The following is a 24,032-nucleotide window of genomic DNA, read 5'->3' as shown; positions in this document are numbered from 1 at the left end:
CTGACGTGATGGACCGCCAGATAATACACATGGATATGGATTGCTTTTTTGTTGCCGTTGAGGTGATGAAGAACGACAAGCTTAAGGGCATGCCAGTTGCTGTTGGCGGCAATGCTGACAGGGGTGTGCTTACCTCTATCAGTTCAGAAGCCAGAAAGTTTGGGATTCATGGCGGCATGCCCGCGGGTATGGCCAGGCAGCTTTGTCCGCAATTGCAAATTATCAAAGGGAATATGGACGAGTACAGCAAGTATTCGCACACAGTTACCGAGATCATTAAGGAGCAGTCGCCAGTGGTGGAAAAGGCTGCTATTGATGAACATTATGTGGATATGACCGGGATGGACAAATATTTCGGCACCATGAAATTTGCCCATGAGTTGCGCCAAAAAGTGATCAAAGAAACCGGTCTGCCGCTTTCTTTTGGTTTATCAGTTAATAAAACGGTAAGTAAAATAGTAACTAATGAAAATAAGCCCAACGGCGAAGGGCAGGTGGCGCGGCCTGATATTCAGCCGTTTCTTAATCCTTTATCCATAAAAAAAATCCCCGGTGTGGGCGATTCAACTTATATCAGGCTCAGTGAGATGGGCGTGCGGCAGATCCATACCCTGGTACAGATCCCGCCCGAAATGATGTTTAGGATAATGGGGCAAAACGGCATCACCCTGTGGCAAAAAGGTAATGGTATTGATAATGCACCCGTAATACCCTACCGTGAAAATAAGTCAGTAAGCGATCAGCGTGATTTTACCGTCGAAACCATTAATGTGGAGCGGATCAGGGCGCTGATAGCAACTATGGTAACAGAACTTGCTTACGAGCTGCGCAAGCAGCATAAGCTAACCGCCTGCATAATTGTTACCATTCGCTATGCCAATTTTGAAACGGTTACCCGGCAGGAAAAGATTGCCTATACCTCACTTGATTTTTTGCTGATCCAAAAGGCAAGAGAACTGTTTGATAAGGCCTATGACCGCCGGATGCTGCTGCGGCTGGTGGGCATCCGGTTTTCGCACCTGGTGGGCGGCTTTGAGCAGATAGACCTGTATAACACCGCTGCCGAACAATATAGCCTGTACCAATCCATGGATAAGATCCGAAACCGCTTTGGGGGTAAGGCCATTGTTTTGGCATCATCCCTTAAACCCAATCCTAAAGACCGGCCTAAGTTTAATCCTGAACTTGAAATTAAATCCGATGTATCTTAACACACACTCCCAGTTCAGCTTGCGTTATGGCACTATGGATATTAAAGCCATTGTGAAAGGCGCCAAAGCCTGCGGTATTGAGCAGCTGGCCCTTACTGACATTAATAATTCATCGGGCATAATGGAGTTTGTGAGGCTGGCTGAAAAGGAAGGAGTAAAGCCCATTGCAGGCATGGAGTTTCACCGCGATAAGCAGCTACTATATATTGGTATCGCCCGTAACCGGGAAGGTTTTAAGGAGTTGAATGATTTTTTAACGTTTCATAATGTTAACCATCAGCCCCTGCCTGATCAGCCCTGGGATTTTCAAAATGCTTATGTTATTTATCCGTTTACCGGCGATACGGATCTCGCTTTAAAAGAAAATGAATACATCGGTATCCGCTATGAGCAATTGAACAGCCTGTTTGGCAGGCCGCTGGCAAAAATAAAAGACAAACTGGTTGCCCTGTGCCCGGTAACAGTGAGCGACAAAATAGAATATCGGCTGCATGAATACCTGCGCGCCATTGACCTTAGTACATTGCTCACCAAAGTTGGCGAAAGCTATAAATGCCGGCCAAATGAAATGTTTCTGCCGCCGGATGATCTGCGCAGACAGTTTTCTATGTACCCGTTCATCATCAGTAATACTGAAAAGGTGATGATGGCTTGCGATATAAAAGTACCTGATGAAAAGTCAAGAAATAAAAAAACATTTACCGGTAGTATGCAGGGCGATTATGACAGGCTGCGTGAGCTTACCATGGAGGGGATGCTGTACCGTTTTGGCACCGGTCATGAAAAGGCGCTGAAAAAGATAGAAGAAGAATTGCTGGTTATCCGCGACCAGGGCTTTGCGCCTTACTTCCTGATCACGCATGATATCACTACCCATTTTATGAAAAAGGGCTATTACCATGTAGGTCGGGGTTCCGGCGCTAATAGCACGGTAGCCTATTGCCTGCGGATAACGGATGTTGACCCAATGGAGCTTGATCTGTATTTTGAGCGGTTCCTGAACAAATCGCGTACTTCACCGCCTGATTTTGATATCGACTACAGTTGGGATCAGCGCGTAGAGGTGCAGCAGTATATATTTGATAAATACACTTATCAGCATGTGGCTTTACTGGGTACCATGAGCACATTCAAAGACCGCTCCGTTATCCGCGAAATTGGGAAAGTTATGGGTTTGCCCCCGGCAGAGATCGATAGCTTTACTGATCGTTCTATAAATGATCAAAGGGAAAACAACCCGGCCTTTAAAAAAATAATGGCCGTTCATGATCGCATGAAGAACATGCCAAACCAGCGATCCATCCATGCAGGCGGGGTACTGATCTCGGAGGAGCCGATTACCTATTTTACCGCACTTGATATGCCGCCCAAAGGGATGCAAACCGTGCAATGGGATATGTACGAGGCCGAGGCTATTGGGTTTGAAAAGTTTGATATCCTTAGTCAGCGGGGGATAGGGCACATTAAGGAAGCCGCCCAGCTTATTGAAGATAATAAAGGAGAAAAGGTAGATATCCATGATTTCAGACGTTTTAAGAGTGATGGAGTCATAAATACCCAGCTAAAAACCAGCGACAGCATTGGCTGCTTTTATATTGAATCGCCGGCTATGCGGCAATTGTTAAGGAAGCTGCAATGCGGAGATTATCTTACATTGGTGGCAGCCAGCTCTATCATCCGGCCGGGTGTGGCGCAATCAGGCATGATGCAAGCCTATATCCGTAATTTTCATAACCCTGAAAACGTGGTTTACCTGCACCCGGTAATGAAGGAGCAGCTTGAGGAAACCTACGGCGTAATGGTGTACCAGGAAGATGTGATAAAGGTGTGCATTCACTTTGCCGGCATGGATGGGTCGGATGCTGATATCCTGCGCCGGGGCATGAGCGGCAAATACCGCTCAAAAATTGAGTTTGATAAGTTGGTTGATAAGTTTTTTATCGGTGCAAAAGCGCTTGGCCGGTCGGATGATATTACCGCCGAAGTATGGCGACAGGTATCCAGCTTTGCCGGCTATAGCTTTTCAAAAGCTCACTCGGCCAGCTTTGCGGTGGAGAGTTACCAGAGCCTGTTTTTGAAAACCTATTACCCTATGGAATTTATGGTGGCTGTGCTGAATAACTACGGTGGCTTTTATTCGCGCTGGCTGTATGTACACGAACTGCAAAAAGCCGGCGCCAGGGTACAGTTGCCCTGCGTAAATCACAGCGAAACCACTGTAGGCATAAAGGGTGTTGATGCTTTTTTGGGGTTGATAGGGATCTCCGGTTTAGAAAACCGCTTTATAGAAAGTATCCCCGAAGAAAGACACATGAACGGCCCTTTTTGCGGTTTGGAGGATTTTATAAAACGTACAAGTATTACTTTAGAGCAGTGCATTACCCTGATAAGGGTAGGGGCCTTACGTTTTACCGGCAGCAGCAAAAAGGAATTGCTTTGGGAAGTACATAATTACCTGGGCAGTAAGCCGCCACCCAAACCTGTTAATGAACTGTTTAATATCCCCGCTAAAGCATGCCAATTGCCCGAGCTGGTTAACACTGCCCTGGAAGACGCCTATAATGAACTGGAACTGCTGGGCTATCCCGTAACGCTCACTATGTTTGACCTGCTCAGAAGCAGTTTTCGCGGCGATGTAATGACAAAGGACCTGGTAGCCCATACCGGAAAAATAGTGCGGATGGTTGGCAATTATGTGTGCGAAAAAACGGTGCACACCAAAAACAATAAGCTAATGTGGTTCGGGACATTTTTGGATGCGCAGGGGGATTTTTTTGACACCACCCATTTCCCCGATGCAACGCCAGGCTACCCCTTTAAAGGAAAAGGCTGCTACCTGATTGAGGGAAAAGTAGTGCAGGATTTTGGGTTCCCGAGTGTGGAGGTGTTAAAGTTTTTTAAATTGAGGATAAAGGATAATCCGGTGTATTACTGAGATAAGAAATGATTAGTTCCGCCACCCAAAGAAAATTTGCTGAAACTTTTTAAAAGCTGTAATTCTCTAATAACTTCAAGTAATTCAGATGAAACAGCATTCATTTACTGAAACGGGAAAAGCTTTCAATATGATAACGTTCTGCAACCAGCGAGCAAATGCTGTTACTGACGCGCTCTTTAGTTGCTTTTAATTCATTCACCATCTGTTCACTATTATAAAAGCTTTCCAGTTTAGAAATATCAGATTGAAATGTGGTAGGGGTCGATGCGATTAGTGCGCGTGGAATTATAATATCTCTGTCTTTTTGAAAATCAAGCGCAGAATAATCCATGTCCCAAAATAAATGTTTGGGAAATACATCAGAAATATGCTGTCTTCTTTTCACAATACAAATATATTTATAATTAAAATTAATACCCTCAAAATCAATACCGCTATCAGGGAAATCGCTTTTAAAACAGGGGGCTCCGCTGGAGCCGTTAAAACATCATCTTATAAGCTATAAACAGGGAGTTCCTCTGGAACTATTGCCGGTCTTGATAAAGGACTCCAGCGGAGTCACCTGTTTATAGCATAAATGGATATAAGTAATGGCTCCATAGGAGCCCCCTAATTGCCATTGAGTTTAAAAGCGATTTCCCGGATACCGCTATTAAATGCGGGATCAATTAAAATTAAATAAGTAGTACTACTTTCCTTAATTTCTACCTTGTACAAACTTGTTTCAACATGTACAGGCTATGAATTGCTTTCTGTTATCCTGTCTGCGAAATTAGAGCGATATAAACAAAACTAAACAAATGGAAAAATTGATAAAAGCAGGCCGTATATTTTATGGTATTATGATAGCATGCCTTGGCATTCAGCAACTATTTTATGCTGACTCCAGGCCGGTAATATTTCCGCCATGGTCTGCCACAATCCCGGGACTTGCTTTTTTGGCTTACCTTACCAGTGCTGTGCTTATTGCTGCAGGTGTTGCCATTATTATTGAGAAAAGGGCAAGAGAAGCGTCGCTTTATTTGGGCGGAGTATTTTTGTTATTGCTTTTTTTAGCCCAGGTCCCTTTTGAATTAATTGTCGATCCTTATAGTAATCATTTAGGAGTATGGTCAAATGCATTAAAAGAACTGGTATTAGCGGGTGGCGCTTTTGCTGTTGCAGGTTCATTCCCTGTTGAAGAACTACCTGGTGAAAAAAAGCCGGTATTAATAAGGATATTAGAAAAACTCATCCCTTTTGCCGGTATTTTTCTGTCAATAACTATGATCCTTTTTGGGATCGATCATTTCCTGTATGTTGAATTTGTTTCCAAATTAGTTCCCGCGTGGATCCCCGGTCAGCTTTTCTGGACTTATTTTGCAGGTGTGGCGCTTATTGGTTCCGGCGTTGCAATTATTCTGAAAATAAAACTGAAATTAGTTGCTATCCTGCTGGGGGTAATGATCTTTCTTTGGCTCATAATGTTGCACATCCCAAGGGCAATAGCTGATCCGTACGGAGATAAAGGCAACGAAGTAACAAGTGTGTTTGAAGCTTTAGGATTTAGCGGGATTGCATTTGTTATTGCGGGTGTTTATAATAAAAAGAAATCATAAGGGATAGGGTCAGTAAACAACCTCCACCTGAGGTTGGGGTTGTTTATTGAATATCCTTAAAATCAACAGAACTTCTTATAGCAGATGATTCTTTAACGAAGATCATATCAGTCTGATAAAGCACCTCGTTTGTCGTTCTTCTTTCGTCGCAGATATCAAATAAGACGAAACCTATGTTTTTGAGGAAAATAATTACATCTGTAAATTGCGGCGCTTTATAATTATAGTTTAATATGCTTATTTCCAATAAAATAAACTCGGTTCTTTTTAATAGCTCGGTAGCGCCCTTCAAAACATCAATTTCAGCTCCCTGTACGTCCAGTTTTAGAAAACAGTTGTTGGGCATCTGGTATTTTTTTTCAATTATAGCGTCAATGGTTTCCATTTTCAACGACACTTTTTCCCGGTAATGATCGGAATTTTCCTGATAAATACTTGACCCGGTTCCCATTTGATAGAATTCTACTCCATTTTTTTCGACGTCTCCTACCAATGAAAGCTCCAGGCTGACGTTATTAAATTTGTGGATTACCGCCTCCAGATATTTTTTTTGAGCTATTTGCGGCTCAATCATTATAAATTTAGCTTCGGGGAATATAATTCTAACGTTCTCAGTCCATTGGCCAAATAAAGCTCCAGCATCAATTATTAGGTCAGGATCAAACCCGAGTTTTTTCAGGTTCGAAATATGGTGATACATATCGTAAAAAGGAAGTGAATTCAAATTATTCAACCCGAAAACAATTGCCGATGCCCGGTATGCTTTATTCTTCAACTTTGCCGGTAAAATATTTACGATTTTTTTGAGTAGTTTTCTTGTAGCCATAAAATGAGGTGTTATTCTCCATCCCTATAACGGTAAAGATATGAAAATAAATAGCTAACGGTTAGCCGCTAAAGAACGTCAAACTCTTATCTACGAGATAGAACGCATAGCCACGAAAAAGAAAAATTTAAGCTGAGAAACTACCGAAAAATTCAAACTGAGACACTACCAATTCCATCCAAAAAGTTATCGAATGAAGAAATAGCAGGCATTGATTTATTAAGCCTTATCTTCAGAATGGCTTACGTAGTAAAATACAATACCCACAAAGGTAAAGATGATACCTACAAACAAAGGCCATTCAGAAACCTGGCTTCCGCTGCGGCTAATGGTCATTGAGTCAGAATCAACCGGGTTAACAACCGATCTGAAATAAATAATTAAGCCAATTGTTACGATTATCCCAACTACAATAAGAAGTACGCTAACTTTTTTCATTTGTTAATTTGTTAAACAAAACTGTTCATCAGTTGCTGCAAAGGTAGAATTATTTTGATTTTTTTAGTTCGCCAAAGGGAAATTAATTTGAAGAAAGGATGATTTGAAGATGTGTTGATTTGATGATTTGAAAATTAGTATGTCTTCAATTAAATAAACCTTCAAATCAACATATCTTCAAATCGCCAGATTATCAAATTTTCAAATCAAGATAGCATCTTCAAATTGCCACATCATCAAATTTTCAAATCGTCAAATCGTCAAATCGTCAAATCGACACATCATCACATCAAAATTCATGAAACTATTAAAAAGGAGGCCCGTATAAGTAAGGGTAATTAAGTTAATAATTGCTATGTATACGCATCCCGAAATTGAAGAGATTTTAAATAGTACCGGTCCGGAATTTGCTCCGAATGCTATGATGCTGCAAAATGCAGAAAAGCTGTTAAATTATATTGACGATATAAACCTGGAACGCACCGGTAAATTTGAAGCCACGCCAGCCGAAAGCCTTTACCTTTTATGGAACGCTGAAGACCTGGAATTTCATTTTGAATGCTTAAAAAACGGCAACATCCTTTATACCTTTCGTAAAGGCGGATATGGTAAAGCCAGCGGCAGCAACACCATAGATGAGTTTATACCGATGCTGGAACGTTACCTTCTAATTAGCATCGACTAATCTTTCCCTTTTCTACTTCGTATTCCACTTAAACCATTTAATACCAAGTACAGCACATACTATGGTATACCCAAGTGTTACCAGTAACGCCATTGAAGCATCATTATCCCATTTTGCAGGCTCCATGCCCGAAGCAAGGATGGTTTTAACCGTTCCGTATGGCGACCAGTGTACGATATTATGAAGCTCGGCATTTGTACTAAACTGCCCGAACATCCCCACCATAATAAAAACAAAATAAACCAGGCGAACAGTTGAATTTACTGTTTCGGGGTTTTGTATGCGCCCTACTATCATTTGCCCGATGCTTAGGTATAATGCCCCGCCAACTACAGCGGTTAAATAGGTAACAATATACCCGGCAGGTGTAAGTGTCACCTGGTCGTATGAGCTTCCTGCAATAAAAACAGCCGTTGTTACCATTAATATCATTGCCATTTGCACTAATAAACGGCTGGTCATTATTGACCATGATGAAATTGGGGCTACACGCAGGCGTTGAAAGATTCCTTTGTCCCTGTCGCGAGCAATTGAGGTGGAGTAACCCATAAGTCCGATTGCAACAAGGCCGATTGTGATACTGTTTGAAAGTACAAAAGGGCCGCCAAGCTGCGCTACAAAAGGCTTCCAGGTGGTAAGTATAATTATCGGCACGATCAGTGTTAATATTACCGCACGGCGGTTGCGCCATTGGGTAGTAAAATCTGAACGTAAAAGGGTTTTAAGAACAGTAGATATTTTAGGGATTGAACTTTCCATTAAATTTAATTACTTAATTAGTGATTGAGTGAATTAGTGATTTTGGAACTAATTTATGAACGTATTGCTTTGCCGGTAAGCGCTATAAATACATCTTCGAGCGTTATCCGTCCCCTGCGTGAAACTGCTATCACTTCCGGGTCGCTTTTGTGTTTGTCTATCATGCCCTGCGGCGTATCAATGGCTATCACCCTGCCATGATCAATAATGGCAATCCTGTCGCAAACAGATTCTGCTTCTTCCATGGAGTGTGTGGTAAGCAAAACGGCATGCCCCCGTTCGCGGATAGCTTCAATGCGTTCCCAAAGCTGCCTGCGCGACTGCGGATCCAGGCCGGTGGTAGGCTCGTCAAGCAATACCAGCCTGGGGTTATGAATTGTAGCTATAACTAATGATACCCTTTGCTGTTGTCCGCCTGAAAGCTCCCCAAACTTTTTCATGGCCGAGTCTTCCAGGTTAATTTCCCTTAAAGTAGCCATCAAATCGCTTTTGCTGGCAGGCACTCCGTAAATACCGGCGTATAGCTGTAGCACTTCAATTACAAACAGCTCCGTTTGAAAGCTGGTTGATTGTAGCTGTACTCCCAGTGATGCGCGGGCATGTAATGGTTTTGAGGCGGCATCGTTACCATCAACCACAATAGTTCCCGCTTGTGGCTTTAAAAGACCTTCTACTGCGCTTAGCGTACTGGTTTTACCTGCGCCGTTTGGCCCTAACAGACCGAAAATTTCACCCTTGCGAACACTAAAGGAAACGTTTTGTACTGCGTTAAATTTGCCATAGCTAACGCTAAGCCCATCTACGGTTAAAATATTATCGGCTGTCATTTATTAAATTTAGGGGGCATTGTTAAAATTAGGAAGATTTTACTTCGGTTGTAGTTTCTTCTTCTTCCTTTACTTCTCTTTCTACTGCTATTGTGCACTCTGTAACTAAAGCTGCAATTGCACCAATAGCTGCAAATATAGGAGCCAACAGTACACCGATAAGACCTACAGCCAGGGGAAAGCTCATGATCTCTTTACCAGATTTATCAATAATTGTGATCCTGGTAACATTACCTTCATGTATAAGTTCTTTTATTTTTCCAAGCAAGGCTTCCCCGTTAATGGAAAATGTTTCTTTTGTTGTCATGATTCAATTTATATTAAATATGTTTTTTTGATCTTTATATACTTTGGAGACAAGCAGCCCGGTGAATGTTACAGGGAAATTAAAAATAAATTTTGGAATAACCCTGCTTTTCTACTAAAAAGACACTTGTATGCGCTGATGTAATAATTTGAATTTCAGACATTCAGAATTTTTAAGAACTTAGTGCTGTAAATGCATCACTTTGCAAGCCTGAAACTTAACGGAAGTAAAAATACCCGGAAAATGATAAATGAGCAATATCCTAAAATATATTTATACAGACGATTAGTTCAGGCAAAGCTTTTTATTGACGCTCACTATTTAGACAATATTGACCTTGATAATATTGCTGATGAAGCCTGTTTTTCTAAATTTCATTTCATCAGGCAGTTCAAAAATATTTACCGTAAAACACCCCATCAATATTTAATTTTTGTGCGAATTGAAAGGGCAATGGAATTATTAAAGGCTGATATTGCTGTTTCGGTGGTTTGTTATACGGTAGGATTTGAAAGCTTAAGTTCATTCAGCCGGCTGTTCAAACGGGTTGTTGGCATAACTCCTTCCACATATTTGATGCAGCAACAAATAATAAAAACACGAATAGTTGAATCGCCATTAGCCTTTATCCCGGGTTGCTTTGCTGAAAAGTATGGCTGGCTTGAAAAATAGCAATTTTAGACAAATGAAATTTTAATTATTGCTTGTTCTTTGCGTAAACAATTTAAAACGCAAAAGGCATGATAACTAAAATGACACATGTAAACATCTATGTTCTTAACCAGGACAGTGCTTTAGACTTCTACACTAACAAATTCGGACTTAAAGTTATAATGGATGTGCCAATGGGTAAGGATACCCGCTGGCTTACTGTTGGTACACCTGAGCAGCCGGGTTTTGAAATAAACTTAACGCCAATAACAGAAGACATGTTCTCTAAAGAAACAGCAGAAGCGTTGAGGGATCTTGTAAAAAAAGGAACTTTTGGGGTAGGGGTTTTTACCTGTAACGACGTTTATGCCACCTATGAAGAACTAAAGGCTAAAGGAGTTGAATTTACAAAACCGCCTACAAAAGAATTTTACGGCACCGAAGCATTATTTAAAGACGATTCAGGCAACTGGTTTTCGCTCGCACAACTGGTTTAAAAGCAATGGTAATATAGCGGTTGTTTTTTTGAAATCGCTCAGCTTTTAGTATCTGCCACTCTAAGAAATAATTAAACAATTGCAATTAATTGCAATTAATTGCAATTTTACTTGTACTTAGTAAATTATATTGCATAATATTGCAATATGAAAAAAATAAAAAGAACTTTCACTTGATATGTTATACAAGGCTGATTTTAAAATTATCGAGATATGAAAACAATATTTGATAAAACAACAAGAGATGAATTGATTGCCAGGATCAATACCCTTAATGAAAACAGCACGGCACAATGGGGTAAAATGAATATTTACCAGATGTTAAAACATTGTACACTTTGGGAAGGAATGATAGCTGGCACGATAAAGTGTAAACGGGTATTCCTTGGCCGCCTGATTGGTAGAATGGTTTTGAAAAAAGTTTCAAAAGACGATACTCCCATGATGCGGAATGCAGTGACAAGTCCTGAACTTAAGGTAAAAGAAAGCAATGGTAATGTAGCAGCTGAAAAAGCAAAATGGATTGCTTTGGTTGAGGAGTATGCACATTTTTCAAACCCCGGCTTTGTGCATCCTTTTTTCGGAAAGATGACAAAAGAACAGGTTGGGTATCATGCTTATAAGCATACCGACCACCACCTGCGCCAATTTAATGGTTAGATGATTTAAGGGTGGCGAATCCGGTTATACCAATGTAATTGAAAAAATTATAAGAAATATGAAAACAATATTTGATAAAACAACAAGAGACGAATTGATCGCCAGGATCAATACCCTTAATGAAAATAGCACTGCTCAATGGGGCAAAATGGATATTTACCAGGTGTTGAAACATTGTACCCTGTATGAAGAAATGCTATTGGGTAAGAGAAAATTTAAGCGGATGTTCCTTGGCCGCTTGTTTGGTAAAATTGCTTTGAAAGAGCTAATAGGAGATGAAAGTCAAATCAAACAAAACCTGCCTACTATTCCGGAAATGAAGGTTAATGTAAACAATGGCGATATAGTAGTTGAAAAACAGCATTGGATTACCCTGATCAATGAACATGCACACAGTTCAAACCCTGAATTTGTGCATGCCTTTTGTGGGAAAGTAACAAAAGAACAAAGTGGCTATTTATCTTATAAACATACCGATCACCATCTCCGGCAGTTTAATGGTTAGGTTATTAATGATGGAGTTTATGTATGTTGAACTATTCTTTTAAACTTGCTCATTTTAGGAGCAAAATATTGGTAGAGCAATTGAAAATGCGTCAGGCATTTATTATTTTCAAAAGCTGTAGCACCTATGGTACCCTAAATTCATCCACAACACCATCCATGGCTTCCCAAACTGCATGTTTAAAATCCTGCGGCGAAATCTCAAGTAGTACTGCTGTATGATTACCGGCAGAATATTTACGGATATGGATCCTGGCATTTAAGCTAAAGGGGAGTCTGTTTAAAAAGTTAAGGGTAGTAATTTTACCTTCATAGGTTTCAAGGTCATCCTTTGCCGTGTCAATTTTTTTTAATTGAATCTGAGAGAAGTTTTTATCTGCTGGCGGATTTGCTTTTTGATTGCTTAAATAAAGCCCGTTGTAGTATTGGGTTAAACAATTTTTTAATGTGTCCTGGTTAATAACGGGGGCGCCCTCAATAAACCATAAAAAGGTGTACGACCAATATTCTGCACTTTTATTATCGCCCCAGCCCGGTGTAAAACGGATCTCTTCTATTCCTTTATAAGGTATTGATGGTGCAAATTGAATAGGGAAGGCTATTTTTTCCACGCCCCACTTCGCCGGAAGTGGCAAGGTATAGGCTGCCTGCTGGCAAATTCCCTTACCGGCAAAAAATAAAAAACATAGTGCAACAAACGTTTGTTTCATAATATTATGAAATTACAATTAATACTTAATTGCTGATAATACAGTTCAGTTAAATTATGTTAAATTGTATTTGCCTTATATACAGGCTATAAAACGAGAATTTTAGCATATGATAGCAAGAATGTGGCACGGCAGGGTGCCTAAAGACAAAGCTGAAGCATATCACCGGTTTTTGATAAAAACCGGCTTAAGCGATTATGGAAAAACGCCAGGCAACCGGGGCGTATTCCTTTTAAAAAGGGATGATAATGAGGTAACACATATTTATACGTTAACTTTTTGGGACGATTACGAATCGATAAAGCAATTTGCCGGCAACGACTATCAAAAGGCCCGCTATTATCCCGAAGACAATGATTATTTACTGGAGTTTGAACCCGAAGTAACCCATTTTGATGTGCTTGAAAAGCCTGATTATTTGGAAGTTAATAATATTGCTCATTAGTAGCCAATTGCCTGGATATTATCGGTATATCCTCAAAACTTTACCCTACCGAATCCATGATCAACCGTTAAGCCATTTCAATAATTCTGTTACCGTATCTCCATAAAATAACCTATAAGTATTCTCAGTAACATAACCTACATGCGGTGTTGCCAATATATTATCCAGCTTGCGAAAAGGGTGATCTGTTGGCAAAGGTTCAATGTCATATACATCAACGGCCGCACCTGCTATCTTTTTTTGCTGTAATACATTTATCAGCGCTTTTTCATCAACCAATGGCCCCCTTGAGGTATTTATAAAATAAGCTGTCGGTTTCATCAGGTCAAGATCAGCCTGGCTAATTATACCTCTTGAACGGTGGCTTAATATCAAATGGATGGTTACAAAATCTGCTTCTTTTAGTAATGTTTCCTTACTCACCAGCTTTACGCCCGCTGCAGCGGTTTTTTCTTCGGTAAGGTTTTCGCTCCATGCTATAACGTTCATATCAAATGCGTTGGCATAAGCCGCTATTTTTGTACCGATGTTGCCCAGCCCTATTATGCCAATGGTTTTCCCTGCCAGGTCGGTGCCAATGGTGGTTTGCCACATGCCATTGCGCAGGTTTGCATTTTCAACGGTAATATTGCGAGCAATAGCCATCAGCATGGCCCAGGTTAGCTCGGGTGCGCCGCCGCCAAAGTAACCTGTGGTTTTCAGGGTGATGCCAAGCTCCTCAACAGCCTTTTCATCAACAGATGCATTACGCTTGCCGGTTGAGATGATTAATTTCAGGTTAGGCAATTGCGAAAGGATCTGCCTGGTTAGCGGTGTGCGCTCGCGCATCATGCAAACTGCCTCAAAGGGCAACAGCCGGGTTACAATTTCTGCTTCAGCAACAAGGTGATCATTAAACACGGTTACATCGGCATGTTGTTTTACAACTGTCCAATCGGTCATTGTGAATGCTACAGCCTGGTAATCATCCAATACTGCAATTTTTGGTTTATCGCTCATAGGTAAATTGGATTAAAAGCAGGGCAAACCGTGGTCAAACTTACGAAGTTTTGGAAACTTCGTAAGTTTTTTGCTGGGAAACTTTTGCGGTTTTTGGGAGATCTTACAGTTTTACCCCTCTCAAAAACTGCGCAATATCCATTTGCTTTTTACCCTCTAACTGTACATCGGTTAAATGAACGTAACCATCCTGAGTGGCAAATTTTAAATAGGTTTTATTGTCGGTTAAAAAGCCGCCGGGTTGTATGCCGGGTTCAGCTGTTTCAAATTCGGCGTTAAATACTTTAAGTATCTTATCGTTCAACAAGGTATAGGCGGTAGGATAGGGGCTCAAACCGCGGATCTTATTGTAAATGCTTTCGGCTGGTTGTAGCCAATCAAGCAGGCAATCTTCTTTAAATATTTTAGGTGCGTGCTTTAACTCCACACCATCAAGCAAAGCAGATTGTGGGTGCTCATTATAACGACCGCTTTCAACCCCTTTAACGGTTTTTACCAGCAGGCCCGCACCTTTGTTCATCAGGCGGTCATGCAGTTCACCGGCTGTTTCATGGCCTGTCAGGGTTATTTTTTCAGTGAATAATATATCGCCGGTATCTATTTCATGTTTCAGAAAAAAGGTGGTAACACCGCTTTCTTTTTCTCCATTTATCAGCACCCAGTTTATAGGTGCAGCGCCGCGGTACTGCGGCAGTAAAGAGGCATGTAAATTAATGGTGCCGCGTGGTGGCATGTTCCACACCACTTCGGGCAGCATCCTGAAGGCTACTACAACCTGCAGATCGGCATGTAAAGATTTTAACTTATCTAAAAACTCCGGGTCTTTTAGTTTTTCGGGCTGCAGCACTTTTAATCCGTTTGCTACTGCATATTGTTTAACGGCCGATTCATTCAGTTTTTGTCCACGCCCGGCAGGTTTATCCGGGGCGGTCACCACAGCAATAACTTCGCAACCGGCCTTTATCAAGGCATCTAATGATGCTACAGCAAACTGGGGCGTGCCCATAAAAATAATCTTCATATATAGATAAAAACGCTAACTCCTAAAGATAGTTAAAAATAAACATTGTGACAAGAGCAAGCATTCCAGCCTCGCCCTACCCTCTCCTTTGGAGAGGGTTCTAAAAAAGAACGAAATTTAATGCCTCTCCAAAAAAGCTGTTACAGATCACACAACTCCACATTTAAAACATTCCACAATCGGCATTCCGACTTCCGTATTTCCTTTATGGGTACAACAAATACTTCGCCCGCATGGTTTTATAGTTACTTAAACCCGGCTCCCAGCTTGCTCTTATCTCTGCCTCGCTTTTACCCGCCTCAATTTGCTTACGCAGCTCCGTTGTGCCGGCAAGCTTTGTAAAGTAGGCGTTAAAAAAATGCTCCTTATCCGGGAATGCTTTATACAGCTCAATCAGCCAGGCTAAATTAAGCTTACCGCTGTTGTAAATGGTATTTGTATCGTAATTTTTTAGGTCGATGCCGTAGCAGGTCTTATTTTTTTGCGGTGGGTCTTCACTCATCCCCTTAATACTTACCGGGGTAAATGAGTAAGTATACTTTCCCTGCAAAGCCGGGTGCCCTAATTGTAAAAATGGCAGCATGGTTCCACGACCCAGACTAAAGGTTGTCCCCTCAAATAAGCACACTGAAGGATATAATAAGATTGACCTATCCGTGTTTAAATTGGGTGATGGATTAACCGGCAGCCTGTAAGGCAAACTATGCCTATAATTAGCCACTTTTATAATTTTCAGCTTACACTTTTCATGATCTTTCAGCCAACCTTCGCCATTCAGCATTTGGGCATACTCGGCGGTGGTTAGGCCGTGCACAATGGGGATGGGGTTCATTGCAACAAATGCATGGATGGCTGAATCCAATATCGGTCCATCAACATAAAAACCATTAGGATTTGGTCTGTCCAATATCATTAGCTCGATATTGTTTTCGGCACAGGCTTCCATTACATATTGCAGTGTTGAAAGGTAGGTGTAAAACCTTGCTCCAACATCCTGTATATCATATATCATTAAGTCAATACCCTTTAAATCTTCTGCGGTTGGTTTATAATGCTTGTTGCCATAAATGGAAATTACAGGGACTCCTGTTTTAGCATCAACGCTGTTATTTACATCGGCGCCGTTACTGGCATCGCCCCTAAAACCATGCTCAGGCCCATAGATCTTTTTTATGGCGATGCCCAGCTTAACCAGGCTATCGAGGCTAAGTGTCTTATTTTCACCAATTATCGAAGTCTGGTTTATAACCATCCCGATGTTTTTCCCTTTCAGGTAATCAATATATTGATCAGTTTGGGCCGCACCGGTTATCATTACAGCTTTTTTTGCGGCAGCCCCGGTAACATGTTTATAATTGGTTTTTTGGCCTGATACGGCGCATGATAATGAACAGGCAATTAGCGAAAATTGTATAAAAAGTTTTATCCTCATCATAAATAAATTGTTTTAGGCTTGCCTCACCCTGCCCTCTCCAAAGGAGAGGGTTCTAAAAAGAACGAAGCTCAAGTCCTCTCCTTTGGAGAGGATTTAGGTGAGGCCAATAACCGATATAAACTATAAACCAGCTATGCTGTTTAAAGTTTGCCGGTTTTTACCAGCAAAACCGCATATTTGCGAAGGTACTAAAAATCCATATCGCATTGAGTTTCGCCTATTTCATAGCCAGTCGTATAACATTTAAGTCTAAGCGTACATTTTCAAAATTAATTGTACGCATAGCCATTATTGGTATCATGCTGGGTTTAGGGGTTATGATATTAACCCTGGCCATAGTAAGGGGCTTTAAGCAGGAAATAAGGGAAAAGATCCGTGGTTTTTCTGGTGATATGCAGGTTGTAAAGCTCGATCTTAATAATTCCATTGAGAATTCACCATTTACGGCTGACAATAACTTTGTAAAGAAAGCAATTGCCGTTAATAATATTGGCAGCGTTGTTCCTTTTGCCATGAAGCCCGGCATCATAAAAACCCACACCGAAATTGAAGGTGTAATACTAAAGGGTGTTGATAAAACGTATAACTGGGCATTTTTTAAGAAAAATTTAATTGCCGGTAAAGTGCTTGATTTTACGGATACAGTTGAATCAAAAAAGCAGCTCCTGATCTCGCAACTTACGGCCAACCGCCTGCAGCTAAAAGTTGGGGATAAAATTTTAATGTATTTTGTGCAGGTACCCATGCGCACAAGGGCATTTACTATCACCGGCATTTATAGCACTGGCATTGAGGATGTTGATAAACAATATGTAGTAGGTGATCTGTCGTTAATTAACCGCCTCAATAACTGGAAGCCCGATGAAATTGGTGGTTATGAGATTGGGATCAATGATTTTGATGATATAAATAATACGGCTAACAATATTGATAACATACTGCCAACCAAGCTGAAATCATATACCGTAATAGAAAACTACGGTGTTATATTCGGCTGGCTCGATCTGCTCGATGGTAATACCAAAGTGGTTTTAGTATTGATGATATTGGTTGCCGTTATAAATATGATTTCGGCGCTGCTGATAATGATTGTGGAGCGTACCACAATGGTAGGCATGTTAAAAGCAATGGGCGCCAGCAACTGGGCCATACAAAAGGTATTTTTATACAACGCGTTTTACCTCATTGGCTTAGGGATGTTGTTTGGCAATATGTTTGGTATTGGCATTGGGGTATTTCAATCACAAACCCATTTTTTTAAACTCGACCAGGCATCTTATTACATGAGCTTCGTACCTATCCAGTTTAATTGGATAGAGCTGCTGTTTTTAAACCTAGGAACGCTGGTAATATGTTTGCTGGTAATGATAGGCCCATCAATGCTGGTAACCCGTATTGAGCCGGTAAAAGCTATTCAATTTAAATAGAGCTTAAAGCTTAAAGCGGAAAGACCAAAGCAAAAAGCTTTAAGCTTTCGCCTTTTAGCTTTCTGCTTAATTTATCCTATACCCAATTCCTAATTTAAAAAGTTCGCTGTGCGCTTCGTAGGAAGGTACAGGTGCGCCATCACCAATCATTCTTGATTCATAATTGGTTAAGCCATGTGCGTAGGAGGCAATCAGGGCATAGCGGTTATAGTTTAACGCCGCACCAAATTTAAGCCGCACATCTGTTGGTACATTGGTTATCTGCCTGTTTGTTTTATAGGTAGTTGCAGGGTCTGTGGTAGTTGTGGCGCTGCCTTTATCATAAGCGCTTGTGCTAAAGCCAATGTCTAAGCCGGGCATTAAATCAATACTGATTTTTTTGCCATTTACCCGGTACCCAATATAAGGGCTGATGTTTATAAGCTGATTTTTTAAGTACGATGCTCCTTTTGCAGGCAAAGGCTGATTCTGGGCGTAATATGATGGCGCTTGCAGCTCAAATTGGAGCTGGTATGGGTATACCCCGTTAATATCAACCTTGCTTCTTAAAACATCATATCCTGCTTGCAGGCCTATGATAAATCCGCCCCTGCTTACAAGCTGAGCTTGTAAACCGCCGCCATAGCTAAAACCGTTTTTGTTACCATATGGGTTATTGGTATAACTGTTCTGATCACTTGCCCCCTGCAAAATAAAAGAGGTGGCAGTTGTTGATTTACCAGAATAATGAAACAACCCCGGACCGGCCAGCACCGACAGTTCTATTTTTTGTGCATTTACACCCGTTAAAATAAAAAGTGCGGTTAAGGTTAGTAAAAGTGTTTTCATTTATGTGACGATTGAAAGTTTAGTTTAAGGTTTATCCCACCGGCACCGAAGCGCAGGTTTTGCGAGCCGATACCAGCAAGCGGGTATTTTAAAAACGGCTCAAGAATAAGGCGGTTTTTGCCAAAAGGATAGCCAATTCCAAAAGCTACATTCAGTGTTTTTGCAAAGTAAAAGCTGCCGAAACTTTTCCCGGTAGTAGTTTGATCTGTTGTTTGTTGCAGCTTATCAGAAAGGAATGAAGGGTAGTTGTACTTGTAAGTATATGATTCATCAATAAAAGTTCCTGAACTTAGTCCCATTGAAATATAGGCATCAGTTTTTTGCGGATTAAACTCATATTTTAGGTTAATGGGGATATCAAGCCCAACCAGGCTGGCGTTATAATTTTTAACACTTGGAGTTGATAATGCCGTAAAGTTCATTGACGAACCTACTGTTGAGGGGGTAAAAAGATTGCTTTTGGCAGAAGCCGCCGCCGAAGGAAAGCCCGAATAACTTAAAGAATTTTGCGCAATGGAAACACCCGTTACCAATTTAAGATTATTGCTAATATTAATATCGGATGAAAAGCCTGCGCCTACATTTACCTGGTTGGCACTTCCCTTTGAGTAGTTAAAGTAGGTGGCCGCATATACAGCAAAACGAACTTTTTTTGATAGCTGCGCATCTTCGGTTTTTGGTTTTTTTTCACCTTTATCATCATTAAACATCGCTATAATTGATTTTTCAGGTTTCTTCTCCTGGATCACCAATGATTTTGGTTTTTCGTTTTTTGGCTCATTGGCAATAGCCATTTGTGGCGCTGCAGTTTTGTTAATGGGGTTTTTTATGCTGTCGGTTGATCTATCGATTGATTTTTTAGCTATAAATGTGTTTTTACCAGCGGTATCAATTACAGGCAAACCATAAGCAGGCCTGGCAGGTTTTTGGTTGCCGGTTTTATTTGACGATGCAGCAGGGCGTAATAAACTTGCCTGGTAATTATGGGCAGCGGCTTCGTTTTTATCAATACCTTTTTCTTTAATTGGCGCGGCATTAATAGGCGCGGCGCTGGTAACAGTATCTTTCTGCGTTTTTTTAACTATTAAATCTTCGTGTTTAGGATGTTTTACTATTTTAACAAGGTTGTTTTTAGGCTGATCCTGCGCGTTTTTTATCCATAAGCCAATTCCAAAAAACAGCAATAACACAGCTGCAGCACCACCCCACCACAGCCAGGCTAACGCGCGGCGCTTTGATTGCTCTTCAGGAAATTTTTCCCTTAGCAGCAACCAGCCCTCATCGGCAGATGTGTCTTCGAAATTATCGAACACCTCCCGTATGCGATTCTTTAAGTCGTTATCCAACTGATCGTCCATGGTTATGTGCTTCTGATCGTAACATGTTTCTTAATTTTTCTTTAGCCCTGCTCAGGTAAACCCTTGATGAGCTTTCGGGTATAGCCAATAATTTTGCTATTTCGTCATGCCTGTACCCGTCTATTTCATATAAATTGAAAATGGTAAGTTGAATTGCCGGTAGTTGCTGCATCAGCTTTAAAATGTCCTGCACATTTAAATTTTCAATTGCGCTTGTGTTGCTGCTAATTGGCATTGCGTTGTCAATTTCAACATGCAGCTGAAATTTCAGGTCCTTGCGCCGCCTGTCAATAGCAGTATTAACTATAATTGTGCGCAGCCATGCTTTAAAAGGCCTGTCGCTGTTGTAGTTTTTTATGCTGTTAAATACTTTAATAAAGGCATCGTTAACAACCTCTAAAGCATCATCGCGGTTAATGCTATAGCGCAAACCAATACCCATGGCATAGCCATAGAACTGCTTATACAGCAATTCCTGGTATTTTAAGCTGCCTGTTTTGCACTTGCTAATTATTTCATCTTCAGCAATGCCCCGCGGTTGATGCATCAAATGTGTTTAATTCAGCTCAAATTTATTAATCATTTATATCCAGTACGAAACCAGGAATAAATTCGCTACAATAAATTGAAATTTAGTTTACGGAAGAGTTATTTAAACGGGAGATATACAAATTATAAATCCGGCTTGTTGTGAAATAAGCGGTAAATTTATTAGTTAGTTACCTTTTTCAGATCATACTGCAGTTCAAGGGTATCTAGTGCCCCTATAGCTTTCATTTGGAATACGGTACCATCATACACATAGTTATAGGTACCGGCAAGATGTGTTTTTGTAAAAGGTGCGGAACTTGAATAAGTTTTATCCTCAAAAGTGATTAAACCGGTAGCCGAATTTCCTGCGTAATTACCATAACTGCCAGCATGTACTGTTGCCGTATCACCGGTAACTTTATAAGTACCTGCAGAATTTGACAAAGTAAGCGTAATATTTGTTTTTACGGTATCTGTGCTATTGGTGTGTATATGCAAAAGCCTGAACTGGCCGGTATAGTTTCCGTCAGGTATAGGGCTTACATTATTATTATTTTTATTCGTCCCGCCAATGCAGCCGGTGGCCAAAACAGCCAATAACGGTAATAGGTATTGTAATTTTAGTTTCATAGTTATAATGGTTTAATTGGTTACGTTGATCTTTTTATCAACGCTACAATTATCAGCATATTTTAAATTTTTTTGGCTTCTTCCCAAAATATATCCATTTCGGCAAGGCTCATATTTTGTAACTGTTGCCCGTTTTCGGCAGCTTTGCGCTCCAGGTACTGAAAACGCTTTATAAATTTACGATTTGTTTTCTCCAAAGCATCTTCCGGGTTAATATTTATGAACCGGGCATAATTAATAAGAGAAAAAAGCAGGTCGCCAAACTCGCCTTCAGCTTTTTCGTGGTCAATAGTGCTTTCATCTTCAGCGTTAAACTCATTTTTAAATTCCTGTAATTCTTCTTCAACCTTTGCCCATACCTGCTTTTTCTCTTCCCAGTCAAACCCAACGCCACGGGCCTTTTCCTGTATGCGCGATGCTTTTACCAGCGCTGGTAACGATGCAGGCACCCCGCCTAATACCGATTTGTTTCCTTCTTTTAGCTTTATCTGTTCCCAGTTGCGCTTCACATCGTTTTCATCCTGCACTTCAACGTCGCCGTAAATATGCGGATGCCTGTTAACCAGCTTATCGCAAATGCTGTTTAATACATCGGTAATATTAAAATCGTTAGTTTCCGAAGCTATGCGGGCATAAAAAACAAGATGCAGCATAATATCACCCAGCTCTTTCTTAATCTCGGGCATGTCGGCGCTTAAAATAGCATCTGATAGCTCGTAGGTTTCTTCAATGGTTAAATGGCGCAAGCTTTCAAGTGTCTGCTTTTTATCCCATGGGCAGTTAAGGCGCAAATCGTCCATAATGGTAAGCAGCCTGGTAAAGGCAGTTTCAGGTGTTGATGCGGCAGATGGGGGTGTTAAGGGCATAAAATATGTTTGCGGTAAAAGTAAGATTTTAAGTCCGAAAGTCCGAAAGACGGAAAGTCCGGAAGATAAAAAGTTTGCAGTGAGAATATTGAGTTTGAGAAATTTAAATAACTTTATATAACAAATTAAAACTTAATATAATGCCCGACTATAAACAAATACTTTATGATATTGAAGTACATTCTGTTGAAGGGATCAACGGGTACTTTGAACAGGGCGGCAACCCTAATGAAATTCATGATGGTATGCCCCTTTTTACCATGATGATAGAAATGTACACCCGTACACCCCGGTTTAAAGATTGTGTAAAAGCATTTATTAATGCCGGCCTGCAGTTTGAAGATAAGGCCCTGCTGGCTGTTTTTATTGATGATGCCGAAGGGTTAAAAGAATTGATCGATGGTGATGCAGCTATTGTATCCAAAACCTATTCATTGTTCAACAATACTTATGCCCCTTTAACTGGTGGCACGCTGCTGCATTTCTGCGCAGAATATAACAGTATTGCTTGTGCAATGATATTGGTACAAAATGGAGCAGACGTAAATGCGAAAGCAGCGTTAGATGAATATGGTTTTGGCGGACATACCCCAATTTTTCATACCGTAAATCAAAACAGCCATAACTCTGCTGAAATGCTGCATTTCCTGCTTGAGCATTCTGCAGACCTGGCTATTATGGTTAAGGGAATTATATGGGGCAAGGGATATGAATGGGAAACCTTTATCCCCGCAGTAAACCCAATAAGCTATGCCATGATGGGCTCACTACCGCAAATGCACCGCAAGGAAAAAACGGTAACCGAAGTTGTATCGCTATTGATTAAGCATGCCTTCGGAATTGATTACACGCCTAAGAATGTTCCGAATGCTTATTTAGTGAGAGGTTAGATCATGAGGCTTTAAAAATTTAATAACCGCTTAATTTATCAACTTATTAATGTAAAGTTCATTTAAATATATTTAATTAGCAGCAATTTGAAATACATCTAAACATAGGCTCATGAAAAAAATTTACCTGTTAATTTTACTGTTTACGTTAGTTGTTGCGGCTAAAGCTCAAACCATAAACCCGCAACTTTTAAATACCTCAATTGCACAGCCACAGCCCTTTTTATTTACTATTAATGCGCTTAATCCGGCCGCACAAGGCTGGAGCTTAAATTACTCGGGTGGTTACGGGCAGCATACGGTAACCCCATTGGGTTATGACGGGGTGGATCAAAATATTTCTGTTAAAGGCTACCTGGGGGCTAAGTTTACCTTAGTTGCATCAATGGGGGTAGGTTTTGGCAACAAGGGCTCCGTTAATAGCTTACAACAAGCCGAAGTTCTGCGCGATTTTATTGGCGGGAATGCCGCCGAAGGTATCAGGGTAGGGGGAAGCCTTGGTTTCAGGCGTGAGTTTAATAATGATAAAGTAGCTTTAAGCCGCATAACTGCCGCTTATGATAACCTGAAATGGAAACTTGGCGCTAATGTAAGATTTGAGAAAGCATTTGATAAAAACCGGGACAACCTGGATGTAATAAGCAGCGTTGGTGTCCACAGGCAAATTAGCGGACAGCTTTTTGGCGGCTTTGAAGCTGTTGGGCAAGATTTGGAAGGTTTTTGGGAAACTAATGAGGCCGAAGGCGGCGCCCGGCTATTAATTGGCCCTTCATTAAATTATGCCCCTGCAGCTTCCCGTTTTTCATTCACATTATGTGGCGGCCCCATTATTTATGCAACACGCAGTGTAACCACGCTAAATGAGTTTGCCGTAAGAGAATTACCTGCAAACAATGGCTTCACAATGAAATTTAATGTAGGGTTTAAACTTTAATAGCGGGTTAGCTTTGTCAACTTTTTAAAAGTTGACAAAGCTGTTTCCATCAAATCA

Annotated in this window: 27 protein-coding genes; 12 read left to right on the top strand and 15 right to left on the bottom strand. The window is 40.8% G+C overall.

Annotated elements, in window-relative coordinates:
- Positions 1–8: 8 nt before the first annotated feature.
- On the top strand, positions 9–1,211 hold the full coding sequence (gene dinB, locus BUE31_RS16070; protein ID WP_073404811.1) for a DNA polymerase IV: 1,203 nt from the start codon (positions 9–11) through the stop codon (positions 1,209–1,211).
- Positions 1,201–4,146, top strand: a complete 2,946-nt coding sequence (locus BUE31_RS16065; protein ID WP_073404810.1) for a DNA polymerase III subunit alpha — start codon at positions 1,201–1,203, stop codon at positions 4,144–4,146. Before dinB ends, BUE31_RS16065 begins: the two co-directional genes overlap by 11 nt.
- A gap of 100 nt (positions 4,147–4,246) precedes the next feature.
- On the opposite strand, the gene BUE31_RS16060 is transcribed toward BUE31_RS16065, so the two are convergent.
- On the bottom strand, positions 4,247–4,534 hold the full coding sequence (locus tag BUE31_RS16060) for a DUF6922 domain-containing protein (protein ID WP_073404809.1): 288 nt from the start codon (positions 4,532–4,534) through the stop codon (positions 4,247–4,249).
- A gap of 415 nt (positions 4,535–4,949) precedes the next feature.
- Here BUE31_RS16060 and BUE31_RS16055 point away from each other — a divergent pair, with 415 nt between their 5' ends.
- Positions 4,950–5,747: a DoxX family protein gene (locus BUE31_RS16055; protein WP_073404808.1), complete on the top strand. Its 798-nt coding sequence runs from the start codon at positions 4,950–4,952 to the stop codon at positions 5,745–5,747.
- A gap of 43 nt (positions 5,748–5,790) precedes the next feature.
- Here the strand turns inward: BUE31_RS16055 and BUE31_RS16050 are convergent, their stop codons facing one another.
- The gene (locus tag BUE31_RS16050) at positions 5,791–6,573 is read right to left on the bottom strand and encodes an FkbM family methyltransferase (RefSeq protein ID WP_073404807.1); all 783 of its coding nucleotides are present in this window, start codon (positions 6,571–6,573) and stop codon (positions 5,791–5,793) included.
- Positions 6,574–6,792: 219 nt separating this feature from the next.
- Positions 6,793–7,011: a hypothetical protein gene (locus BUE31_RS16045; protein WP_073404806.1), complete on the bottom strand. Its 219-nt coding sequence runs from the start codon at positions 7,009–7,011 to the stop codon at positions 6,793–6,795.
- A 355-nt stretch (positions 7,012–7,366) separates the two neighbouring features.
- Between BUE31_RS16045 and BUE31_RS16040 the strand changes: the two genes are divergently transcribed.
- Positions 7,367–7,696, top strand: a complete 330-nt coding sequence (locus tag BUE31_RS16040; protein WP_073404805.1) for a hypothetical protein — start codon at positions 7,367–7,369, stop codon at positions 7,694–7,696.
- Positions 7,697–7,708: 12 nt separating this feature from the next.
- On the opposite strand, the gene BUE31_RS16035 is transcribed toward BUE31_RS16040, so the two are convergent.
- From BUE31_RS16035 to BUE31_RS16025, 3 genes are read right to left on the bottom strand one after another with little or no spacing between them, the layout of a single operon-like run.
- Positions 7,709–8,455 (bottom strand): ABC transporter permease, encoded by a 747-nt coding sequence (locus BUE31_RS16035; RefSeq protein WP_073404804.1) that lies wholly within the window; start codon positions 8,453–8,455, stop codon positions 7,709–7,711.
- A 53-nt stretch (positions 8,456–8,508) separates the two neighbouring features.
- Complete coding sequence (locus tag BUE31_RS16030; RefSeq protein ID WP_073404803.1) at positions 8,509–9,282, bottom strand: ABC transporter ATP-binding protein; 774 nt, start codon at positions 9,280–9,282, stop codon at positions 8,509–8,511.
- Positions 9,283–9,310: 28 nt separating this feature from the next.
- Positions 9,311–9,589: a DUF4342 domain-containing protein gene (locus BUE31_RS16025; RefSeq protein WP_073404802.1), complete on the bottom strand. Its 279-nt coding sequence runs from the start codon at positions 9,587–9,589 to the stop codon at positions 9,311–9,313.
- A 192-nt stretch (positions 9,590–9,781) separates the two neighbouring features.
- Here BUE31_RS16025 and BUE31_RS16020 point away from each other — a divergent pair, with 192 nt between their 5' ends.
- The 4 genes from BUE31_RS16020 (at position 9,782) to BUE31_RS16005 (ending at position 11,902) form a co-directional block, all read left to right on the top strand.
- Complete coding sequence (locus BUE31_RS16020) at positions 9,782–10,261, top strand: helix-turn-helix transcriptional regulator (protein ID WP_200801933.1); 480 nt, start codon at positions 9,782–9,784, stop codon at positions 10,259–10,261.
- Positions 10,262–10,329: 68 nt separating this feature from the next.
- A complete protein-coding gene (locus tag BUE31_RS16015) occupies positions 10,330–10,737 on the top strand; it encodes a VOC family protein (protein WP_073404801.1) in 408 nt (135 codons plus the stop codon).
- Positions 10,738–10,950: 213 nt separating this feature from the next.
- Positions 10,951–11,397: a DUF1569 domain-containing protein gene (locus BUE31_RS16010; protein WP_073404800.1), complete on the top strand. Its 447-nt coding sequence runs from the start codon at positions 10,951–10,953 to the stop codon at positions 11,395–11,397.
- A gap of 58 nt (positions 11,398–11,455) precedes the next feature.
- A complete protein-coding gene (locus BUE31_RS16005) occupies positions 11,456–11,902 on the top strand; it encodes a DUF1569 domain-containing protein (protein WP_073404799.1) in 447 nt (148 codons plus the stop codon).
- A gap of 124 nt (positions 11,903–12,026) precedes the next feature.
- Here BUE31_RS16005 and BUE31_RS16000 read toward each other — a convergent pair whose 3' ends face one another.
- On the bottom strand, positions 12,027–12,611 hold the full coding sequence (locus BUE31_RS16000) for a hypothetical protein (RefSeq protein WP_073404798.1): 585 nt from the start codon (positions 12,609–12,611) through the stop codon (positions 12,027–12,029).
- A 109-nt stretch (positions 12,612–12,720) separates the two neighbouring features.
- Here BUE31_RS16000 and BUE31_RS15995 point away from each other — a divergent pair, with 109 nt between their 5' ends.
- Positions 12,721–13,056, top strand: a complete 336-nt coding sequence (locus tag BUE31_RS15995) for an antibiotic biosynthesis monooxygenase family protein (RefSeq protein ID WP_073404797.1) — start codon at positions 12,721–12,723, stop codon at positions 13,054–13,056.
- Between the two features lie 60 nt (positions 13,057–13,116).
- Here BUE31_RS15995 and BUE31_RS15990 read toward each other — a convergent pair whose 3' ends face one another.
- The 3 genes from BUE31_RS15990 to BUE31_RS15980 all read right to left on the bottom strand — a co-directional run bounded on the left by BUE31_RS15990 (position 13,117) and on the right by BUE31_RS15980 (position 16,511).
- Complete coding sequence (locus tag BUE31_RS15990) at positions 13,117–14,055, bottom strand: D-2-hydroxyacid dehydrogenase family protein (RefSeq protein ID WP_073404796.1); 939 nt, start codon at positions 14,053–14,055, stop codon at positions 13,117–13,119.
- 103 nt (positions 14,056–14,158) lie between these two features.
- Positions 14,159–15,076: a methionyl-tRNA formyltransferase gene (gene fmt / locus BUE31_RS15985; RefSeq protein ID WP_073404795.1), complete on the bottom strand. Its 918-nt coding sequence runs from the start codon at positions 15,074–15,076 to the stop codon at positions 14,159–14,161.
- Between the two features lie 205 nt (positions 15,077–15,281).
- Positions 15,282–16,511, bottom strand: a complete 1,230-nt coding sequence (locus tag BUE31_RS15980; protein ID WP_234997844.1) for an exo-beta-N-acetylmuramidase NamZ family protein — start codon at positions 16,509–16,511, stop codon at positions 15,282–15,284.
- A 206-nt stretch (positions 16,512–16,717) separates the two neighbouring features.
- Here BUE31_RS15980 and BUE31_RS15975 point away from each other — a divergent pair, with 206 nt between their 5' ends.
- A complete protein-coding gene (locus tag BUE31_RS15975) occupies positions 16,718–17,938 on the top strand; it encodes an ABC transporter permease (protein WP_073404793.1) in 1,221 nt (406 codons plus the stop codon).
- 66 nt (positions 17,939–18,004) lie between these two features.
- On the opposite strand, the gene BUE31_RS15970 is transcribed toward BUE31_RS15975, so the two are convergent.
- The 5 genes from BUE31_RS15970 to mazG form a co-directional block, all read right to left on the bottom strand.
- Positions 18,005–18,766: an outer membrane beta-barrel protein gene (locus tag BUE31_RS15970; RefSeq protein WP_073404792.1), complete on the bottom strand. Its 762-nt coding sequence runs from the start codon at positions 18,764–18,766 to the stop codon at positions 18,005–18,007.
- Positions 18,763–20,124 carry a hypothetical protein gene (locus BUE31_RS15965; RefSeq protein ID WP_073404791.1) on the bottom strand — a complete coding sequence of 454 codons (1,362 nt, stop codon included), beginning with the start codon at positions 20,122–20,124 and terminating at the stop codon, positions 18,763–18,765. The genes BUE31_RS15970 and BUE31_RS15965 overlap by 4 nt, the downstream gene beginning before the upstream one ends.
- Positions 20,105–20,671 carry an RNA polymerase sigma factor gene (locus tag BUE31_RS15960; protein WP_073404790.1) on the bottom strand — a complete coding sequence of 189 codons (567 nt, stop codon included), beginning with the start codon at positions 20,669–20,671 and terminating at the stop codon, positions 20,105–20,107. The genes BUE31_RS15965 and BUE31_RS15960 overlap by 20 nt, the downstream gene beginning before the upstream one ends.
- A 164-nt stretch (positions 20,672–20,835) precedes the next feature.
- On the bottom strand, positions 20,836–21,285 hold the full coding sequence (locus BUE31_RS15955; RefSeq protein WP_073404789.1) for a hypothetical protein: 450 nt from the start codon (positions 21,283–21,285) through the stop codon (positions 20,836–20,838).
- Between the two features lie 62 nt (positions 21,286–21,347).
- The gene (mazG, locus tag BUE31_RS15950) at positions 21,348–22,151 is read right to left on the bottom strand and encodes a nucleoside triphosphate pyrophosphohydrolase (protein ID WP_073404788.1); all 804 of its coding nucleotides are present in this window, start codon (positions 22,149–22,151) and stop codon (positions 21,348–21,350) included.
- 140 nt (positions 22,152–22,291) lie between these two features.
- On the opposite strand from mazG, the gene BUE31_RS15945 reads away from it, so the two are divergent.
- Together BUE31_RS15945 and BUE31_RS15940 are read left to right on the top strand one after the other, a co-directional pair.
- Positions 22,292–23,041 carry an ankyrin repeat domain-containing protein gene (locus BUE31_RS15945; protein WP_073404787.1) on the top strand — a complete coding sequence of 250 codons (750 nt, stop codon included), beginning with the start codon at positions 22,292–22,294 and terminating at the stop codon, positions 23,039–23,041.
- A gap of 112 nt (positions 23,042–23,153) precedes the next feature.
- Entirely contained in the window at positions 23,154–23,975 is an 822-nt protein-coding gene (locus tag BUE31_RS15940) for a hypothetical protein (RefSeq protein WP_073404786.1), read from the top strand.
- Positions 23,976–24,032 lie beyond the last annotated feature (57 nt).

This window comes from Mucilaginibacter sp. OK098 (assembly GCF_900142915.1).
Lineage (GTDB): Bacteria > Bacteroidota > Bacteroidia > Sphingobacteriales > Sphingobacteriaceae > Mucilaginibacter.
This window is presented reverse-complemented; position numbering and strand designations above follow the sequence as displayed.

Coding starts and splice junctions, on each gene's coding strand:
- dinB (WP_073404811.1), top strand. CDS start 9: ATGGACCGCCAGATAATACACATGGATATGGATTGCTTTTTTGTTGCC.
- BUE31_RS16065 (WP_073404810.1), top strand. CDS start 1,201: ATGTATCTTAACACACACTCCCAGTTCAGCTTGCGTTATGGCACTATG.
- BUE31_RS16055 (WP_073404808.1), top strand. CDS start 4,950: ATGGAAAAATTGATAAAAGCAGGCCGTATATTTTATGGTATTATGATA.
- BUE31_RS16050 (WP_073404807.1), bottom strand. CDS start 6,573: ATGGCTACAAGAAAACTACTCAAAAAAATCGTAAATATTTTACCGGCA.
- BUE31_RS16045 (WP_073404806.1), bottom strand. CDS start 7,011: ATGAAAAAAGTTAGCGTACTTCTTATTGTAGTTGGGATAATCGTAACA.
- BUE31_RS16040 (WP_073404805.1), top strand. CDS start 7,367: ATGTATACGCATCCCGAAATTGAAGAGATTTTAAATAGTACCGGTCCG.
- BUE31_RS16035 (WP_073404804.1), bottom strand. CDS start 8,455: ATGGAAAGTTCAATCCCTAAAATATCTACTGTTCTTAAAACCCTTTTA.
- BUE31_RS16030 (WP_073404803.1), bottom strand. CDS start 9,282: ATGACAGCCGATAATATTTTAACCGTAGATGGGCTTAGCGTTAGCTAT.
- BUE31_RS16025 (WP_073404802.1), bottom strand. CDS start 9,589: ATGACAACAAAAGAAACATTTTCCATTAACGGGGAAGCCTTGCTTGGA.
- BUE31_RS16020 (WP_200801933.1), top strand. CDS start 9,782: ATGCATCACTTTGCAAGCCTGAAACTTAACGGAAGTAAAAATACCCGG.
- BUE31_RS16015 (WP_073404801.1), top strand. CDS start 10,330: ATGATAACTAAAATGACACATGTAAACATCTATGTTCTTAACCAGGAC.
- BUE31_RS16010 (WP_073404800.1), top strand. CDS start 10,951: ATGAAAACAATATTTGATAAAACAACAAGAGATGAATTGATTGCCAGG.
- BUE31_RS16005 (WP_073404799.1), top strand. CDS start 11,456: ATGAAAACAATATTTGATAAAACAACAAGAGACGAATTGATCGCCAGG.
- BUE31_RS16000 (WP_073404798.1), bottom strand. CDS start 12,611: ATGAAACAAACGTTTGTTGCACTATGTTTTTTATTTTTTGCCGGTAAG.
- BUE31_RS15995 (WP_073404797.1), top strand. CDS start 12,721: ATGATAGCAAGAATGTGGCACGGCAGGGTGCCTAAAGACAAAGCTGAA.
- BUE31_RS15990 (WP_073404796.1), bottom strand. CDS start 14,055: ATGAGCGATAAACCAAAAATTGCAGTATTGGATGATTACCAGGCTGTA.
- fmt (WP_073404795.1), bottom strand. CDS start 15,076: ATGAAGATTATTTTTATGGGCACGCCCCAGTTTGCTGTAGCATCATTA.
- BUE31_RS15980 (WP_234997844.1), bottom strand. CDS start 16,511: ATGATGAGGATAAAACTTTTTATACAATTTTCGCTAATTGCCTGTTCA.
- BUE31_RS15970 (WP_073404792.1), bottom strand. CDS start 18,766: ATGAAAACACTTTTACTAACCTTAACCGCACTTTTTATTTTAACGGGT.
- BUE31_RS15965 (WP_073404791.1), bottom strand. CDS start 20,124: ATGGACGATCAGTTGGATAACGACTTAAAGAATCGCATACGGGAGGTG.
- BUE31_RS15960 (WP_073404790.1), bottom strand. CDS start 20,671: ATGCATCAACCGCGGGGCATTGCTGAAGATGAAATAATTAGCAAGTGC.
- BUE31_RS15955 (WP_073404789.1), bottom strand. CDS start 21,285: ATGAAACTAAAATTACAATACCTATTACCGTTATTGGCTGTTTTGGCC.
- mazG (WP_073404788.1), bottom strand. CDS start 22,151: ATGCCCTTAACACCCCCATCTGCCGCATCAACACCTGAAACTGCCTTT.
- BUE31_RS15945 (WP_073404787.1), top strand. CDS start 22,292: ATGCCCGACTATAAACAAATACTTTATGATATTGAAGTACATTCTGTT.
- BUE31_RS15940 (WP_073404786.1), top strand. CDS start 23,154: ATGAAAAAAATTTACCTGTTAATTTTACTGTTTACGTTAGTTGTTGCG.